Annotated in this window: 14 protein-coding genes; 8 read left to right on the top strand and 6 right to left on the bottom strand. The window is 69.9% G+C overall.

Annotation, left to right across the window (positions count from 1 at the left end; all coding sequences use genetic code 11):
• Nucleotides 1-24 precede the first annotated feature (24 nt).
• The 3 genes from JUB11_RS02360 (at nt 25) to JUB11_RS02350 (ending at nt 2362) form a co-directional block, all read left to right on the top strand.
• Nucleotides 25-1560: a YifB family Mg chelatase-like AAA ATPase gene (locus tag JUB11_RS02360; RefSeq protein ID WP_207455860.1), complete on the top strand. Its 1536-nt coding sequence runs from the start codon at nt 25-27 to the stop codon at nt 1558-1560.
• A gap of 74 nt (nt 1561-1634) precedes the next feature.
• Nucleotides 1635-1913, top strand: coding sequence for a hypothetical protein (locus JUB11_RS02355; RefSeq protein ID WP_207455855.1), 279 nt, complete (start codon nt 1635-1637; stop codon nt 1911-1913).
• A 248-nt stretch (nt 1914-2161) separates the two neighbouring features.
• Nucleotides 2162-2362, top strand: a complete 201-nt coding sequence (locus tag JUB11_RS02350; protein WP_207455853.1) for a hypothetical protein — start codon at nt 2162-2164, stop codon at nt 2360-2362.
• Nucleotides 2363-2378: 16 nt separating this feature from the next.
• On the opposite strand, the gene JUB11_RS02345 is transcribed toward JUB11_RS02350, so the two are convergent.
• A complete protein-coding gene (locus JUB11_RS02345) occupies nt 2379-3869 on the bottom strand; it encodes an alpha/beta hydrolase (RefSeq protein ID WP_247886785.1) in 1491 nt (496 codons plus the stop codon).
• A 727-nt stretch (nt 3870-4596) separates the two neighbouring features.
• Between JUB11_RS02345 and JUB11_RS02340 the strand changes: the two genes are divergently transcribed.
• Together JUB11_RS02340 and JUB11_RS02335 are read left to right on the top strand one after the other, a co-directional pair.
• The gene (locus tag JUB11_RS02340; protein ID WP_207455848.1) at nt 4597-4797 is read left to right on the top strand and encodes a hypothetical protein; all 201 of its coding nucleotides are present in this window, start codon (nt 4597-4599) and stop codon (nt 4795-4797) included.
• Complete coding sequence (locus JUB11_RS02335; RefSeq protein ID WP_207455845.1) at nt 4775-5170, top strand: MarR family transcriptional regulator; 396 nt, start codon at nt 4775-4777, stop codon at nt 5168-5170. Before JUB11_RS02340 ends, JUB11_RS02335 begins: the two co-directional genes overlap by 23 nt.
• Nucleotides 5171-5355: 185 nt before the next feature.
• Here the strand turns inward: JUB11_RS02335 and JUB11_RS02330 are convergent, their stop codons facing one another.
• The 4 genes from JUB11_RS02330 to JUB11_RS02315 form a co-directional block, all read right to left on the bottom strand.
• A complete protein-coding gene (locus tag JUB11_RS02330) occupies nt 5356-8223 on the bottom strand; it encodes a [protein-PII] uridylyltransferase (RefSeq protein ID WP_207455843.1) in 2868 nt (955 codons plus the stop codon).
• Nucleotides 8224-8478: 255 nt separating this feature from the next.
• Complete coding sequence (gene irrA, locus JUB11_RS02325) at nt 8479-8916, bottom strand: iron response transcriptional regulator IrrA (protein ID WP_207455840.1); 438 nt, start codon at nt 8914-8916, stop codon at nt 8479-8481.
• 162 nt (nt 8917-9078) lie between these two features.
• The gene (locus tag JUB11_RS02320) at nt 9079-10476 is read right to left on the bottom strand and encodes a nitronate monooxygenase (RefSeq protein WP_207455838.1); all 1398 of its coding nucleotides are present in this window, start codon (nt 10474-10476) and stop codon (nt 9079-9081) included.
• Nucleotides 10477-10690: 214 nt separating this feature from the next.
• On the bottom strand, nt 10691-11434 hold the full coding sequence (locus tag JUB11_RS02315; protein ID WP_207455835.1) for a glycerophosphoryl diester phosphodiesterase: 744 nt from the start codon (nt 11432-11434) through the stop codon (nt 10691-10693).
• Nucleotides 11435-11552: 118 nt separating this feature from the next.
• Here JUB11_RS02315 and JUB11_RS02310 point away from each other — a divergent pair, with 118 nt between their 5' ends.
• On the top strand, nt 11553-12587 hold the full coding sequence (locus tag JUB11_RS02310) for a lysine-2,3-aminomutase-like protein (RefSeq protein WP_207455833.1): 1035 nt from the start codon (nt 11553-11555) through the stop codon (nt 12585-12587).
• Between the two features lie 3 nt (nt 12588-12590).
• Here JUB11_RS02310 and JUB11_RS02305 read toward each other — a convergent pair whose 3' ends face one another.
• Nucleotides 12591-13127 (bottom strand): TspO/MBR family protein, encoded by a 537-nt coding sequence (locus JUB11_RS02305; RefSeq protein ID WP_207455832.1) that lies wholly within the window; start codon nt 13125-13127, stop codon nt 12591-12593.
• A 110-nt stretch (nt 13128-13237) separates the two neighbouring features.
• Between JUB11_RS02305 and JUB11_RS02300 the strand changes: the two genes are divergently transcribed.
• The gene (locus JUB11_RS02300; RefSeq protein WP_207455831.1) at nt 13238-14161 is read left to right on the top strand and encodes a neutral zinc metallopeptidase; all 924 of its coding nucleotides are present in this window, start codon (nt 13238-13240) and stop codon (nt 14159-14161) included.
• Nucleotides 14162-14227: 66 nt separating this feature from the next.
• Nucleotides 14228-14791, top strand: a complete 564-nt coding sequence (locus tag JUB11_RS02295; protein WP_207455829.1) for a Uma2 family endonuclease — start codon at nt 14228-14230, stop codon at nt 14789-14791.
• The last annotated feature ends 86 nt before the right edge of the window (nt 14792-14877 follow it).

Here is a 14877-nt window from a genome sequence, read left to right as displayed (position 1 = left end):
CTGATCCCCAGGCGAGGCTTAACCGTGGTTGCGCGCATCCAGACTGTCGCCTTTCAGGGCATCGACGTTCTCGATATCGACGTCCAGGTGCAGATGTCCGGCGGCATCGTCGCCTTCACGGTGGTGGGGCTGCCGGACAAGGCGGTGGGGGAGAGCCGGGAGCGGGTGCGGGCGTCGCTGCACGCGCTGGGGCTGTCGCTGCCGGCCAAGCGCATCACCGTCAACCTCGCCCCCGCCGACGTGCTGAAGGAGGGCAGCCATTTCGACCTGCCGATCGCGCTGGCGCTGCTGACGGTCATGGGGGTGCTGCCGGACGAGGAGATGCAGCGCTACTGCGCGCTCGGCGAGCTGGCGCTGGACGGGGCGCTGACGCCGGTGGCGGGGGTGCTGCCCGCCGCGATCAACGCGCTGGCCAACGACCGCGGGCTGATCTGCCCGGCCGCCTGCGGCGGCGAGGCGGCCTGGGCCGGCGAGGGGCTGGACGTGCTGGCCCCCGCGACGCTGCTGGCGCTGGTCAACCACTTCAAGGGCAGCCAGGTCCTCACCCCGCCGAAGCCGCGCGTGCAGGAGGAGGAGGCCTCCCCGCTCGACCTGCGCGACGTGAAGGGCAACGAGACGGCCAAGCGCGCGCTGGAGGTCGCCGCCGCCGGTTCCCACAACATGCTGATGATGGGTCCGCCGGGCTCCGGCAAGTCGATGCTGGCCGCGCGCCTGCCGGGTCTGCTGCCGCCGTTGGACCCATCGGAGGCGCTGGAGGTCTCCATGATCCACAGCGTGGCCGGCCTGCTGGAGGGCGGAAAGCTGCTGCGCAGACGTCCGTTCCGCGACCCGCACCAGTCGGCCAGCCTGCCGGCGCTGGTCGGCGGGGGCACGCGCGCCAAGCCCGGCGAGATCTCGCTGGCGCACCAGGGCGTGCTGTTCCTGGACGAGCTGCCGGAATTCCCGCGCGCGACACTGGAGGCCCTGCGCCAGCCGCTGGAGACCGGCCGCGCCACGGTCAGCCGCGTCAACGGCCACGTCACCTACCCCGCCCGCGTGCAGCTCGTCGCCGCCATGAACCCCTGCCGCTGCGGCCATCTGGACGACGCCTCGCTGGCCTGCGCCCGCGCGCCGAAATGCGCGGCCGACTACCAATCCAAGATCAGCGGCCCGCTGTTCGACCGCATCGACCTGCACATCGACGTGCCCGCGGTCACCCCGGCCGACCTCAGCCTGCCGCCCCCGGCGGAGGGCAGCGCCGAGGTCGCCGCCCGCGTCGCCTTGGCCCGCGCCATCCAGGCCGAACGCTACGCCCGACTTGCCCCACCAGCACCCGGCCAGCGCCCGGTACGCACCAACGCCGAGGCCGACGGCGAGCTGCTGGAACGCGCCGCCGCTCCCGACCAGCCCGGCCGCGCCCTGCTGACCGACGCCGCCGAGCGGATGAAGCTGTCCGCCCGCGGCTACCACCGCGTCATGCGCGTCGCCCGCACGCTCGCCGACCTGGAAGCCAAGGACGCCGTCACCCGCCGCCACGTCGCCGAAGCCCTGAGCTACCGCCGCATCGCGCCGGGGCGGTGAGGGGATGGCTTGTCCGATAGACTGGAATTGCCAAGATAATCGCAATGCACCGGTTGCATGCAGGAGTGAATGACATGGCAAGCCTCACCGTCCGCAGCCTCGACGATCGCCTTGTTCGACTGCTGCAAATACGGGCAGCCGAGAATGGCCGGTCAGCCGAAGCCGAACATCGGGAGATCCTTCGGCAGGCGCTTGAAGGCGACCACACGGTGCCGAACCGCTCGGACCTCGTAAAGCACCTCACCGCTCTTCAGAATGAGTTGGGAGACCGGCCCTTCAATTCAGCAGCTGATCTTCAGGAAACCCGTCAGGAGCGTTTGCGGCAGTTGACCGGGTCCAGAGAGGAAAGCTGATCCATGATCGTCGTCGATGCGTCGGTCGGGCTCAAGTGGGTCCTGCCGGAAGCGGACAGCCCACAGGCGCTCGCGCTTCTGGACAGTGACGAACGCCTCATGATCCCTGATTTCTGGCTGAATGAGGCCACCAACGTACTTTGGCTGCAAGTCCGAAAGGGCCTTATGACTCCAGACCAAGTCAGGGTCCGCTTGCAGATTCTGGCGTCCGCCCTGCCCCCACTCCCTCGGCGGACCTCAACCTCCATATGGCAGCACTCGATATCGGATTGGTGGTGAACCACTCCCCCTATGATTGCCTGTATGTGGCCTTCGCCATCTCCATGGGTGCCGACCGGGTCATTGTTGCAGACGGCCCGTTTCTCAAGGCAATGCGCGCCCACCCAGAAAGCAGGATGAAGGGATTGCTCCTGTCGCTGGCGGACTGGGCGCAGGCAAAAGGCGTCTGAACGGAAATCACCCCCCTCACGGCCCAAGGAACCGCGGCGCCCTCGCCGCCTCCGGGCAGATGCCTTCCGGCAGCGCGTCCGGGGCGGCGATGAAGGCGGCCACGGCGGTCATGGCGCATTCCTCGGTCGCGGTCACCGTGTGCCCTGCGCTGCGGAAGACGATGTGGCGGCTTTTCGGCAGGGTGGCGGCGGCGCGGTCGGCCCAGTCCGGCGGGGTGACGGGGTCGTAGGCGCCGGACAGCAGCAGCACGGGCACGGGGCTCGCCACCGGCAGCAGTTCGGCGGGCTCGGGCCGGCTGGCCGGCCAGTCGGCGCAGACGCGGCGGCCGGGTTCGTCGGCGTTGACGGCGCCGTAGGGGGCGTGGCGCCTTGCGTTCGCCTCCAGACGTGCGGGGTCGGCGGCGTTCACCGTCTCCCGGCATTCGATGGAGAAGGCCAGCCCGTCGGCCGTGTCGGGATCGCCGATCCAGGGGGGCGGCGCCCAGACGGCGAGCCGCTCCAGCCGGCCCTGCGCCGCCCGGTCGAGGATGCGCGGCAGGCGCGGCACCGGCTCGCCCGCCGCCATGGCCTCCAATGCGGCGGAGAGCGCCGCCGCAGCGTCCAGATCGACGGCCTGCGGGATGTCCGGGTCGCCGATCTGCACCACGGCCGGCCGGTCCTCCAGCGCGGCGACGCGCGCGAGGAAGCGTTTTTCCAGGTCGGGGGAGGCGGCGCGGCAGGCGCGGCTGGCCGCGCAATCCTCGAACAGCCGGCGGAAGGCGCGCTGGGCCAGCCAGGGCGCTTCCTCCAGCGCGTTCACGTCGGGCGGGTAGACGGCGTCCAGCACGGCGCTGCGCACCCTGGCACCCTGCCGGCGCAGGATCGACAGGGCCACCCGCGTCCCATAGGACACGGCGAACAGGTTGACGCGCTGGGCGCCCAGCGCCGCCGCCACGTCCAGCGCGTCGTCGGCGGCGATGGGGCTGGTGAAGAGCGCGCTGTCCAGCCCATTCGCCTTGAAACGCTCGGCGCAGGCGAGGATGGCCTCGCGCTCCAGCGCCGCGCGCTCCGCCCGCGTCGGGGGGCGCGGGCGCGGCGTGGCGCCGAGCACGTCCAGCTCCGGGCAGTCGGTGTCCGGCTCCGCCCGGCCGGCGCCGCGCGGGTCGAACAGGATCACGTTGCGCTGGCGCCGCAAAGCGTCGGTCTGCAGCCACCACCCCTCCATCCGCTCCTCCACCGCCTCGCCGCTGCCGAAGGGAGAGGCGCCGGGGCCACCCTCCAGGAACAGCACGGGGTCGGGTGCGGGATCGGCGGCGGTGCTCAGCAGCACCACGACCGGCAGGCGGAAGGCGCGGGTGGCCTCGGCGTCGCGGCGGTCCGGCACGGCGACCGTGCCGCACAGCGCCGATTCCCCTTCCGGGATGGTGAAGAAGCAAGGGCCGGGGGTGAAGCGCGGCTCCGCCGCCGCGGGTCCGGCCGCGAGCACGCCGAAAGTGGAAGCGAGCAGCGCGGAAGCGAGCAGGAACAACGGCCCGGGAAACCGCGAGCGGAACGCGCAGGATGTCATGGAAAGCGCCGCCGGAGGTCGCCTCGATGATCCCTGTTTGACCGGCCCGCGCCCGCTTGTCCAGCCGCCCCCGCCCCACCCGGCCGCGCGCGCGCGGAAGTGGTGCCGGGTGATGCAAACGCGCCACACGCCGTTGCTTTCTTTCGCGGCGCTTGACCGGATGCATCCGCATGCGGATATATTGCCAGCCTGCAAAGGGCGCACCGGTCCGCCCCGCAGGCTGAAAGACAGGCCGGAAGAAGGAAGATCATCATGGACAGTTTGTGGGGCGCCCTGTGGCGCAAGTGGCTGGATCCCGGCGGATTCTCAACCGGATTGCCGAGTGGTCCGTCGGGGGTGGACCACCTCTGCGGCCATCTCCGGCGCGACATCGGGCTGACGGAGGCAGAACCGGGCCTTCCCGCGCCCGAAAGCATCCGGGACCGGAAGTTTTCGGACCCGCGCACATTTTGCAGCTTGCAAGCCTATCGCTGAAGGGTGATAGCTGAACCCGCCGGTTCCAGCATCACCGGCATTTCTTCAACCCTGGAGACAGACATGAAAACCGTAACCCCGATCAACCGAGCCGGTCGACTTATCGACTGGGCCACTGCCGAGCACGCCATGCGCCAAGCCTGCCATCGACGTTCCCGCACCCGTGGCTTCCTGCCCCCGCCCGAAGGCGAATTCCCGAGATCGAGAGGATATCATGAGCGTCTATCTGGGTTTTTGCGGCCGTCGCCTCTTCCTTGAGCATGCCCAGTGGGCCTCATCCGGTGTTGGTTTCGACATCCGGCAGGAAAACGGGGAATATCTGATATGGCTTGGTCGCCTGCACATCATCTACACGCCGGCCCGATGGGGTCCGCGGTCCGGGGGGCTCGCTGATGCCGGCCCGAACCCGCCCTGAGGCGCGCTTCGACGAGGTCGCGACTCTGGTCCATGTGCTCGAGGCGTTCCGCAGGCTCGACCCCGACCTGCCGATCCAGTACGCGCTGTCCTTCATGACGATCGCCCGCAACGAGGGGCTGTCGATCGGAGAACTCGCGGAACGCCTCGGCATCGCCCAATCCTCCGCGTCGCGCAACGTCGCGGCGCTCAGCCGCTGGCACAGCTTCGGCAAGGCCGGGCTCGGCCTCGTCCAGGCGGTCGAGGACCCGCGCGAGCGCCGCCGCAAGGTCGTGACGCTGACCGACACGGGCCGCGCCTTCCTCGACGAACTGCGCGCCATCGTCAACCCGCCCGACACGCGCGGGACGGAGCGCCAGGCCCGCTCGGCCTGACCCCCGCGAACTCATACGATTTTCATGAAGTCCTGACCTGTGGTCAGGACTTCCGCGCCCCGTGGCGCCGGGGGGCGGGGCGCGGGGCCGCAGTCACGGCCCTATACCGGGTTCGGAGGTCGGAATTTTCCGAACCCGGTATCAGAAGAATTCAGGCGCGCCCGCAGCCGGCGCGCCCTGCCCTCTCAGCCCGCCGCATCCTCATCCGCCGCGCGGGGACGCCGCCGGCGCACGCTGCTGCTGGGCGGGGGCAGCGCGTCGCCGCTCGCGTCGACCAGCGACTGCAGCAGCCGCTCGCGGATCTGCGCCAGCTTGGCGTCGTGCGTGACCTTCAGCCCGAACAGGTCCTTCACGTAGAAGACGTCGATCGCCTTCTCGCCGTAGGTCGAGATCTTCGCCGAGGAGATCTGAAGCGTCAGGCTGCTCAACGCGCGGGTCAGGTCGTAGAGCAGCCCCGGCCGGTCGCGCCCGTTCACCTCGATCACCGTGTGGGTGGTCGAGGCGTTGTTGTCGATCAGCACGCGCGGCGGCACCTGGAACACGCGGGTTCGGCTGGCGTGCGGCGCCTTGCGCTGGGCCAGCTCCTGCAAGGGCTTCAGCTGGCCGCCCAGCACCTTCTCGATCATCACCGACAGCTTGGCGAGCTTCTCGCGGCTTTCGAAGGCGCCGCCGGTGACGGCGTCCTGCACCGAGAAGACGTCCAGCGCCATGCCGTTGGTCATGGTGAAGATCTTGGCGTCGGCGATGTCCGCCCCGACCGACGCCAGCGCCCCGGCCAGCCGGGAGAAGAGGCCGTGATGGTCGGCGGTGTAGATGGTGACCTCGGTCACCGCGCGCCCCGGATCCACCCGCGTGTCGATGGTCAGCGCCCGCTTCTCCCCCTCGGCCTCGCGCACCAGCCGGGCGTGGCGCGCCAGCGTGTCGGTGTCGAAGGCCAGCCAATAGGCCGGGTAGCCCAGCGTCAGGTGCGTCTCGCAATCCTCCGGGCTGAACTCGCCGGCCAGCGCCTCGCGCAGGGTGGCCTGGGCGGCCTGGATGCGCCGCTCCCGCCCTTCCGCCGACAGGCCGCCGGACATCAGCTCCTCGGAGCGGTGGTACAGCTCGCGCAGCAGCGTGGCCTTCCAGTTGTTCCAGCGGCCCGGCCCCACCGCGCGGATGTCGGCGACCGTCAGCACCAGCAGCAGCCGCAGCCGTTCCGGCGACTGGACGAGCGAGATGAAGTCCCGCACCGTCTTGTCGTCCTCCAGGTCGCGCTTGAAGGCGGTGTGCGACATGGCGAGGTGCCAGCGCACCAGCCAGGCGACCGTCTCCGTCTCCTCCGCCGTCAGGCCGAGCCGCGGGCAGAGCTTCTCCGCCACGCGGGCGCCGAGGACGGAATGGTCGCCGCCGCGCCCCTTGGCGATGTCGTGCAGCAGCACCGCCACATAGAGCGCCCGGCGCGACACCAGCTTGTGGACCGCCTCGCAGGACAAGGGCAGCTCGTCCTTCAGCGCGCCCGACTCCACCTTGTGCAAGATGCCCAGCGCGAACAGCGTGTGCTCGTCCACCGTGTAGACATGGTACATGTCGTACTGCATCTGTGCGACGACACGCCCGAAGTCGGGGATGAAGCGCGCCAGCACCCCCGCCTCGTTCATGCGGCGGAGCGAGATCTCCGGATCCCGGCGGCTGGTCAGTATGTCCAGGAACAGCCGGTTGGCCTCCGGGTCGTTGCGCAGGCGCGGCCCGATGCAGGACAGCGAACGGGTGATGGCGCGCAAGGCGTTGGGGTGGATGTCCAGGTCGTGCTGCTGGGCCACCCGGAACAGCCGGATCATGTCGATCGGCTGGTCCTTGAACTGGCGGTCGTGGTGGACGTTCAGACGCTCGCCGTCCAGGACGAAGCCGTCCACGTCCTTGTCCTTGCTGCGCCGGGCCAGCGCGGCGAGCTTCATGATGTTGAACTTCGCCGGCCGCTTGGCCTCGGCCTCCAGTGCCGCGCAGAAGATGCGCGTCAGGTCGCCGACATCCTTGGCGACCAGGAAATAATGCTTCATGAAGCGCTCGACGCCCTTGGTGCCGGCATGATCGGTGTAGCCCATGCGGGCGCCGATCTCCCTCTGCACGTCGAAGGTCATCCGGTCTTCCAGCCGGTTGGCGAGATAGTGCAGGTGGCAGCGCGCGGTCCACAGGAAGTTCTGCGCCTTGGCGAAGCGCTGCGCCTCCTCCGGCAGCAGCACGCCCTTGCCGACCAGCTCCTCCACCTCGCCCACGCGGTACAGGTACTTGGCGATCCAGAACAGCGTCTGGAGGTCGCGCAGCCCCCCCTTGCCGTCCTTCAGGTTGGGCTCCAGCACGTAGCGGCTGTCGCCCATCTTCTGGTGGCGGGCGTCGCGCTCGGCCAGCTTGGCCTCGACGAATTCCGGGCCGGAGGCGGCGACCACCTCGCGGTCGAAGCGCGTCGTCAGCTCGGTGAAGAGCTTGCGGTTGCCCCAGAGAAAGCGCGATTCCAGGATCGCCGTGCGGATGGTCACGTCGCCGCGCGCCTGCCGGATGCATTCGTCCACGCTGCGCACCGCATGGCCGACCTTCAGGCCGAGGTCCCACAGGACGTAGAGCATGTATTCGACGACCTGCTCCACCCGCGCCGTCTGCTTGTAGGGCAGCAGGAACAGCAGGTCGATGTCGGAGAAAGGCGCCAGCTCGCCGCGCCCGTAGCCACCGGTCGCGACGATGTCGAACACCTCGCCGGCGGTCGGGTTGGCGGCCGGGAAGATGTGGGCGACGGTGAATTCGGCCAGCGCCTTGACCACCCCGTCGGCGAGGTAGCAGTTCTGCAGCACGCATTCCTCGCCGGAGGCGCCCGCGTCGAAGCGCGAGCGCACCTCCGCCCGCCCGTCGGCCAGCGCCTGGCGCAGCCGCGCGATCAGCGCCGGCCGCAGCCCCTTGCCGTCCACCCCGTGTTCCGCGACCAGCGCATCCAGGTCGCCCGCGAGCTTGCGCCGGGACAGGATGGCCCGCTTGTTCGGAATGGCGGAGGGGGAGGCGTCGGACAGGGCGAGGGCGGACGACATCGGCGGACCAGAGCCTTTCACGGACGGCGGAACGGAATACCGGCGCGCGCGGCCGGCGCACGGGGCGGTGGCCCGGGCCGCGCGGAAGGCCGGACTATAGCCGCAAACAGGCGCGACCGCACGCGCATCCCCGGCACCGCCGCGCGCAGATCCGCCATCCCATGCGCGAAACACACGAAAGCCCTCCCCCGGAGGCCGGGAGAGGGCTTCTTCACGTCGCCGCCGCCGATAAGGCTGGCGCCAAGATGGCCGGGATCAGTGCGCGGAGCCGTCGTCGGGCGCCAGGCGGATGATCACGTCGACCCGCGCGATGCGCGTGCCCTTCGGCGCCTGGGGCAGATTCTCCACCACGATGGAGTCGGCGGGGATGTCCTCCAGCCGGCCGGTGTCCTCCATGAAGAAATGGTGGTGGTCGGTGATGTTGGTGTCGAAGTAGGACTTGCCCGACTCCACCACCACCTCGTGCAGCAGGCCCGCGGTGGTGAACTGGTTCAGCGTGTTGTAGACGGTCGCCAGCGACACCTGGAGGTTCGCGGCCAGCGCCTCGCCATGCAGCTGCTCGGCGGTGACGTGGCGGTCGCAGCCCTCGAACAGGAGGCGGGCCAGGTCCAGACGCTGGCGGGTGGGGCGCAACCCGGCGGCTTGCAGCCGGTCGAGCGCGCGCTGGAGATTGTCTGTGCCGGTCGTCTGCATCGGCTGCGCCCTGACAACGAAAAAGAAAAACGAGCCGCGACCTCTGTCACGGCTCGTTCACTTTAGAACAGTTTCAAGGTGGGGCGCAACAGATTGGGTTAAGGGCGTCCCGATTCTCCCTTATTGCCGCGCCTTCCCTTCGCTCCTTACCCCGAAGGGGCCTCAACCGCCGATGGCGATCCGCTCGATCAGCTCCTTCACCGTCGGGATGAACCCGTCGCGGTAGAAGGGATCGCTGGCGAAGCGGTAGGCGTTGTGGCCCGCGAACATCAGCTGATTCTCGCAGTCGTCGGTGTGGCTGACGGCCTGCAGCGTCTTCTGGATGCAGTAGGAGCGCGGGTCGGCCTTCTTGCCGGTCGTCCCCTCCTCGTTCTGCGCCCAGTTGGAGAAGCCGCAATGCGACAGGCAGCCCATGCACTCCACCTGGTCGCGGTGGATCTGCTCGGACTTTTCCGGCGTGACGAAGACGACCGTGCTGTCCGGCGTCTTCAGCGCGACCGTGTGGCCCTGCGCCACCCAGGACTCGGCGCGGGCCTTGTCCGTCTCCGTGATGTAGATCGGGCGGCCGCGCGGGCCGACCGGGAACTCGGCCGAATGCTCGCCCACGGGCTTGGGCAGGAAGGCGATCTGCCGCTCCGACCGCGCCATCAGGTCCATCATGAAGGCGTTCTTCACGCCCGACGAATAGAAGCCCGTCGGCGAGAAGCGGTTGAGGAAGACATCGCCCTCCTTCAGCGTCAGCAGACGCCGCTTCCAGGCCATGGAGATCGGGCTTTCCTGCGTCAGCAGCGGGCGGGTGCCGAACTGGAAGGCGACGGGGCCGAGGTCCGGGTTGTCGATCCAGTCCTCCCACTCCGACAGGTTCCAGACGCCGCCGGCCATGACGATCGGCGTGTCGTTCAGCCCGAAGCTGTTCATCATCTGGCGGAGCGCCAGGACGCGGGGGAAGGGATCCTCCGGCCGCTCCGGATCCTCGGAGTTGGACAGGCCGTTGTGACCGCCGGCCAGCCAGGGGTCCTCGTAGACCACGCCGCCGAGATGGTCGCTGAACTTGTTGTAGGCGCGCAGCCACAGGGCGCGGAAGGCGCGGGCCGACGACACGATGGGATAGTAGTGCACGCCGTAGCGCACGGCGATCTCGGCCACGCGGTAGGGCATGCCGGCGCCGCAGGTGACGCCGTGGATCAGGCCCTGAGAGCCCTCAAGCACGCCGTGCAGGATGTGCTCGGCCCCGCCCATCTCCCACAGCACGTTCATGTGGATGCGGCCCTGGCCGTTCGACCGCTCGTGCGCGATGCGCGCCTGGGCGATGCCGCCCTCGATGCCGAAGCGGATCAGCTCCTCGTGCCGCTCGCGCCGCGTCTTGCCGTAATAGATCTGCGGCAGAAGATTGCCGTTCTCGTCGTAGCTGTCGGCGTTCACGCCGGAAAAGGTGCCGATCCCTCCGGCCGCCGCCCAGGCGCCGGAGCTTTCGCCGTTGGAGACGGCAATTCCCTTGCCACCCTCGACGAGCGGCAGAACTTCCCGGCCTGACATGACCAGCGGCTTCAGCGCCTTCAACGAAACCTCCAAAACCCGACGGCCGCCATAGGGTAGGTCGGCCCCAAAAAAACGGCAGAAAGCCACGCCGGGAACCAGCCGGTCCCCAGCGTCGCGGCGCCGTGAGGCGCATATATATGTTGAAATCCCCGTGCCGACGAGTGGATTCGAACCTCGTGGGAATTTTCTGTCACAGCACGGAAAAGCGGCGGACGCCCGTTTCCACCCCCTGTTCCTACAACCGTGGGCCGAGCCCGTCGGCCAGCCGCCCCGGCGCGTCGGTGAACAGCGCCGACACGCCCCAGCCCAGCAGCTCCCGCGCGCGCTCGACCGAATTGACGGTGTAGGACAGCACCGGACGCCCGGTGCCGCGGTAGGCGGCGACCGTCTCGGCCGTCTGGCGCTCCTGGTCCACGTTCAGCGTCGCCGCAGCCACGCGGTCGGCGATCTCCGCCCAGTCGGCCGGCGGGTCCCACAGCAGGTAGCCGCGCGGGATCTCCGGCGCCAGCGCCTGCGCCACCTCCAGGCAGGGCACCTCGAAGCTCGACAGCAGCAGGGGCCGCGCTTCCGGCCACAGCCGCTTCAGCGTGGCGATGGCGACCTCCGCCGTCGGAACCTCCTGGCCGGGATAGGGCTTGATCTCCAGGTTGAGACCGAGCCCGAGGTCGAGGATCAGCGCCAGCGCCTCCTCCAGCGCCGGCACGCGCTCGCCCGCGAAGCCTGGGCCGAACCAGGAGCCGGCGTCGAGCGCGCGAAGGTCCGAAAAATCCAGATCGGCCACCGGCCCGCGCCCGCTCGTGGTGCGGTCGAGCGTGTCGTCGTGGATCAGCACCGGCACGCGGTCGCGCGTCAGCATCACGTCCAGCTCCACCCAGCGGGCGCCCTGGCGGGCCGCCTCGCGGATCGAGGCGAGCGTGTTCTCCGGCGCGCTTTCCTTGGCGCCGCGGTGGCCGATGAGGCGGGGAAGAGTCGACAGCATGGGCATCCCGGGAGTAAGAGCGGGGCTCGTTTTACCCTGGGGACGTTGCGGTTCGATGAACCCCGGGGTCGTGGATGCCCGACTTATCGCCGAGAGCGCGGCGGATGGGAAGAATGCGATGAAGGCTGCGCACAGCGTGTCCGACCTGGTGGACGCCGGCCTCCTGACCCCGGAAGGGGGCGAGGCGGTGGCACGCGTGGCCGACCGCTACGCCGTGGCGCTGACCCCGTACCTTCTGGACAAGCTCGCCGGGGCCGGTCCGTCCGACCCCCTGTACGCGCAGTATGTGCCGAGCCCGGAGGAGGGGTACACCGCCCCGGAGGAACGCGCCGACCCCATCGGCGACGTGGCGCGCAGCCCGGTGAAGGGGATCGTCCACCGCTATCCCGACCGGGTGCTGCTGAAGCCCCTGCACGCCTGCGCCGTCTATTGCCGCTTCTGCTTCCGGCGCGAGATGGTCGGGCCGGGCGGCGACGCCCTGTCCAACGCGGAGCTGGACGAGGCGCTCGCCTATGTGCGCGCCCATGCCGAGGTGTGGGAGGTGGTGGTCACCGGCGGCGATCCCTTCCTGCTGAGCCCGCGCCGCCTGACCCACATCGTGCGCAGCCTGTCGGACATGCCGCATGTCGGCGTCGTGCGCTTCCACACCCGCGTCCCCGTCGCCGACCCGGCCCGCGTGACCGATGAGCTGGTCGCGGCCCTCAAGGCGGAGGACGTCGCGAGCTGGGTGGCCGTCCACGTCAACCACGCCGACGAGCTGACGCCGGAGGCGCGCGGCGCGCTCGCCCGGCTCGCCGATGCCGGCATCCCGCTGCTGAGCCAGACGGTGCTGCTGAAGGGCGTCAACGACGAAGCCCCGGCGCTGGAGGCGCTGTTCCGCGGGCTGGTGCGCAACCGGGTGAAACCCTACTACCTGCACCACCCCGACCTCGCCGCCGGCACCAGCCATTTCCGCCCGACCCTGGCCGAGGGGCAGGCGCTGGTGAAGAGCTTGCGCGGCCACCTGTCGGGCCTCTGCCAGCCGACCTACGTGCTGGACATCCCTGGCGGCCACGGCAAGGCCCCCGCCGCGACATCCTGGATCGAGCCGGACGGAGAAGGCGGGCACGTCGTGGAAGACTTCACCGGGGCCAGGCACAGATACGGTCCCTGACCGTCAGGGAAGCACGGCGGGCGTCCCGAACAGCGGGTCGTGATTCAGCAGCGCGCCGTGAACACCGACGACCGAGGCGAAGCCGGTCCAGAGCAGCAGCGGCACCCAGCTCAGCGCGATGGCCCGGTCGTCGCGCCGGACCAGGGCGATGCTCCAGGCCGTCAGGATGAAGAAGGCCACCGTCCAGGCCGCCGCCAGGATTGGGCTGCCCAGCGTGAAATAGGCGGCGTTGAAGGTCGCGTAGAGCGCCCAGGTCGCGGCCTGCGCGCCGATCAGCGCCCGCCGTTGCGCGATCGCCCCGCCCCGGTTCAACAGCCGCACCCCGCCCCAGAGATGGACGAGGCTCATCGACAGCCACACGGCCGGGAACACCCAGCCCGGCGGCTGGAGCGGCGAGGGCCGGTAGCCGGGATAGGGCTCCCCTCCCCGCTCGAAGAAGCCATAGGCGTTCAAGGCCAGCCAGAACAGGAGCGCGTGCCACCAGCGCACGCGGAAGGGAAAGGAGCCGGATTCGGCCCGGTAGGAGCTTGCCTGGGTCATGGCCAGTAAGCTGTGACGCGGGCATTGGCGGTCAAGGGCCGGAACGCTTCCGGGGAACCTCCGCCTGCGCCGCGCGGTTCATGCGCTGCACAGGACGGGGAGGAACGGGCATGCGGTGGCGGGGCGGACGCGAGAGCGAGAATGTCGAGGACCGGCGCGGGTCGGGCGGATTCGGCGGGTTCGGCCGGGGCGGCCTTCCCGGTGGCGGGCTGCCCGGCGGCGGCTTCCGGATCGGCCGGGGCGGGCTCGGCATCGGCGGCGTGCTTGTGCTCTTCGCCATCTCCATGTTCCTGGGGGTGGACCCGACCGTTCTGCTGAACGGCGGCGGCGCGCCGATGCAGCAGCAGTCCGGCTACGAGCAGGGCGACCTGCCCCGCAGCTCCGCCGACGACGAGCTGAGCCGCTTCGTCTCCGTCGTGCTGGCCGACACGGAGGACAGCTGGCACGCCATCTTCCAGCGGGCCGGGGAGCAGTACCGGGAGCCGAAGCTCGTGCTCTTCTCCGGGGCGGTGGAATCGGCCTGCGGCACCGGCCAGTCGGCCATGGGACCCTTCTATTGCCCGGCCGACCAGAAGGTCTACATCGACCTCGCCTTCTACCGCGACCTGCGCGACCGCTTCCGCGCGCCGGGCGATTTCGCCCAGGCCTACGTCATCGCGCATGAGGTCGGGCACCATGTGCAGAACCTCATGGGCATCTCCCAGCAGGTGCAGACCGCCCAGCGGCGCGCGGGGTCCGGCGCGGAATCCAACGAGCTGTCCGTGCGGCTGGAGCTTCAGGCGGACTGCTTCGCCGGGCTCTGGGCCAACCACGCCAACCGCGAGCGGCAGATCCTGGAGCCCGGCGACGTGGAGGAAGCCCTGACCGCCGCCAGCGCCATCGGCGACGACCGGCTGCAACGCCAGTCGCGCGGCACCGTCTCCCCGGACAGCTTCACCCACGGCAGCTCCGAACAGCGCGTCCGCTGGTTCCGCACCGGCCTGCAAAGCGGCGACCTGCGCGCCTGCGACACCTTCAGCGCGGACCGGCTATAAGGGCCTCCATTCGGGGCTTGAACGAGGCACGCGCGCGCGGCACCTTTTCCTGAGCAGGAGTGCCCCATGGCAGACGCCGCGCGCAAAATCGAACCGGTCACGCTCGAAAACTTCCGAGCCATGGAGTTCGGCGGCCGCACCGCCGAGCTGATCGGCGGCTTGGTCGTCGTCGCGCAGGCCTTTCCGAGTTCACGGCATGGCCGCGTGACCGCCGGCCTCACCGTCGCGCTGGCCGCCGCCATCGAGGAGGCCGGTGCCGACTGCGCGGTGGAGTCCGGCACGGGACTGGACGTCCGGCTGGAGAGCGACTTCAGCCTCGGCCCCGACCTGATGGTCCGCTGCGGCGGCGATCCGGGCGAACCCGTTCTGGTGGCGGAGATCCTGTCTCCCTCCAACAGCGCGTCCGAGATGCTCCAGAAGTTGCGGGCCTACCAGTCGGTGGAGAGCATCACCGACATCCTGGTCCTCGACCAGGACCGCGCCTACGCCGAGCACTGGACCCGCCGCCCCGGCCAGCCCTGGAACGCCCCCGAACGCCACCTCGGCACCGGCGCGAGCCTGCGCATCGGCCGCTTCGGGGTGGAGGTGCCGCTGGCCGTGGTTTACCGGACGGCGCTCCGGGGCGGGTAATCCCGCCTCCCCGCTCGACAAGCTCCGCCCAGCAAAAAAGGCGCCTCGCGGCGCCTTTTCCGTATCAGGAACCCGCGGGGGCTGTT

The sequence above is a fragment of the Azospirillum sp. SYSU D00513 genome, from assembly GCF_017356015.1.
In the GTDB taxonomy this organism is placed as follows: Bacteria; Pseudomonadota; Alphaproteobacteria; order Azospirillales; family Azospirillaceae; genus Azospirillum.
Note: the sequence above shows the minus strand (reverse complement) of the source record. Positions and strands in the feature narration are given on the sequence as shown.

Bases quoted from the DNA above. Each gene is read 5' to 3' on its own strand.
- JUB11_RS02355 (WP_207455855.1), top strand. From the start codon at position 1,635: ATGGCAAGCCTCACCGTCCGCAGCCTCGACGATCGCCTTGTTCGACTG.
- JUB11_RS02350 (WP_207455853.1), top strand. From the start codon at position 2,162: ATGGCAGCACTCGATATCGGATTGGTGGTGAACCACTCCCCCTATGAT.
- JUB11_RS02340 (WP_207455848.1), top strand. From the start codon at position 4,597: ATGAGCGTCTATCTGGGTTTTTGCGGCCGTCGCCTCTTCCTTGAGCAT.
- JUB11_RS02335 (WP_207455845.1), top strand. From the start codon at position 4,775: ATGCCGGCCCGAACCCGCCCTGAGGCGCGCTTCGACGAGGTCGCGACT.
- JUB11_RS02330 (WP_207455843.1), bottom strand. From the start codon at position 8,223: ATGTCGTCCGCCCTCGCCCTGTCCGACGCCTCCCCCTCCGCCATTCCG.
- irrA (WP_207455840.1), bottom strand. From the start codon at position 8,916: ATGCAGACGACCGGCACAGACAATCTCCAGCGCGCGCTCGACCGGCTG.
- JUB11_RS02315 (WP_207455835.1), bottom strand. From the start codon at position 11,434: ATGCTGTCGACTCTTCCCCGCCTCATCGGCCACCGCGGCGCCAAGGAA.
- JUB11_RS02310 (WP_207455833.1), top strand. From the start codon at position 11,553: ATGAAGGCTGCGCACAGCGTGTCCGACCTGGTGGACGCCGGCCTCCTG.
- JUB11_RS02305 (WP_207455832.1), bottom strand. From the start codon at position 13,127: ATGACCCAGGCAAGCTCCTACCGGGCCGAATCCGGCTCCTTTCCCTTC.
- JUB11_RS02300 (WP_207455831.1), top strand. From the start codon at position 13,238: ATGCGGTGGCGGGGCGGACGCGAGAGCGAGAATGTCGAGGACCGGCGC.
- JUB11_RS02295 (WP_207455829.1), top strand. From the start codon at position 14,228: ATGGCAGACGCCGCGCGCAAAATCGAACCGGTCACGCTCGAAAACTTC.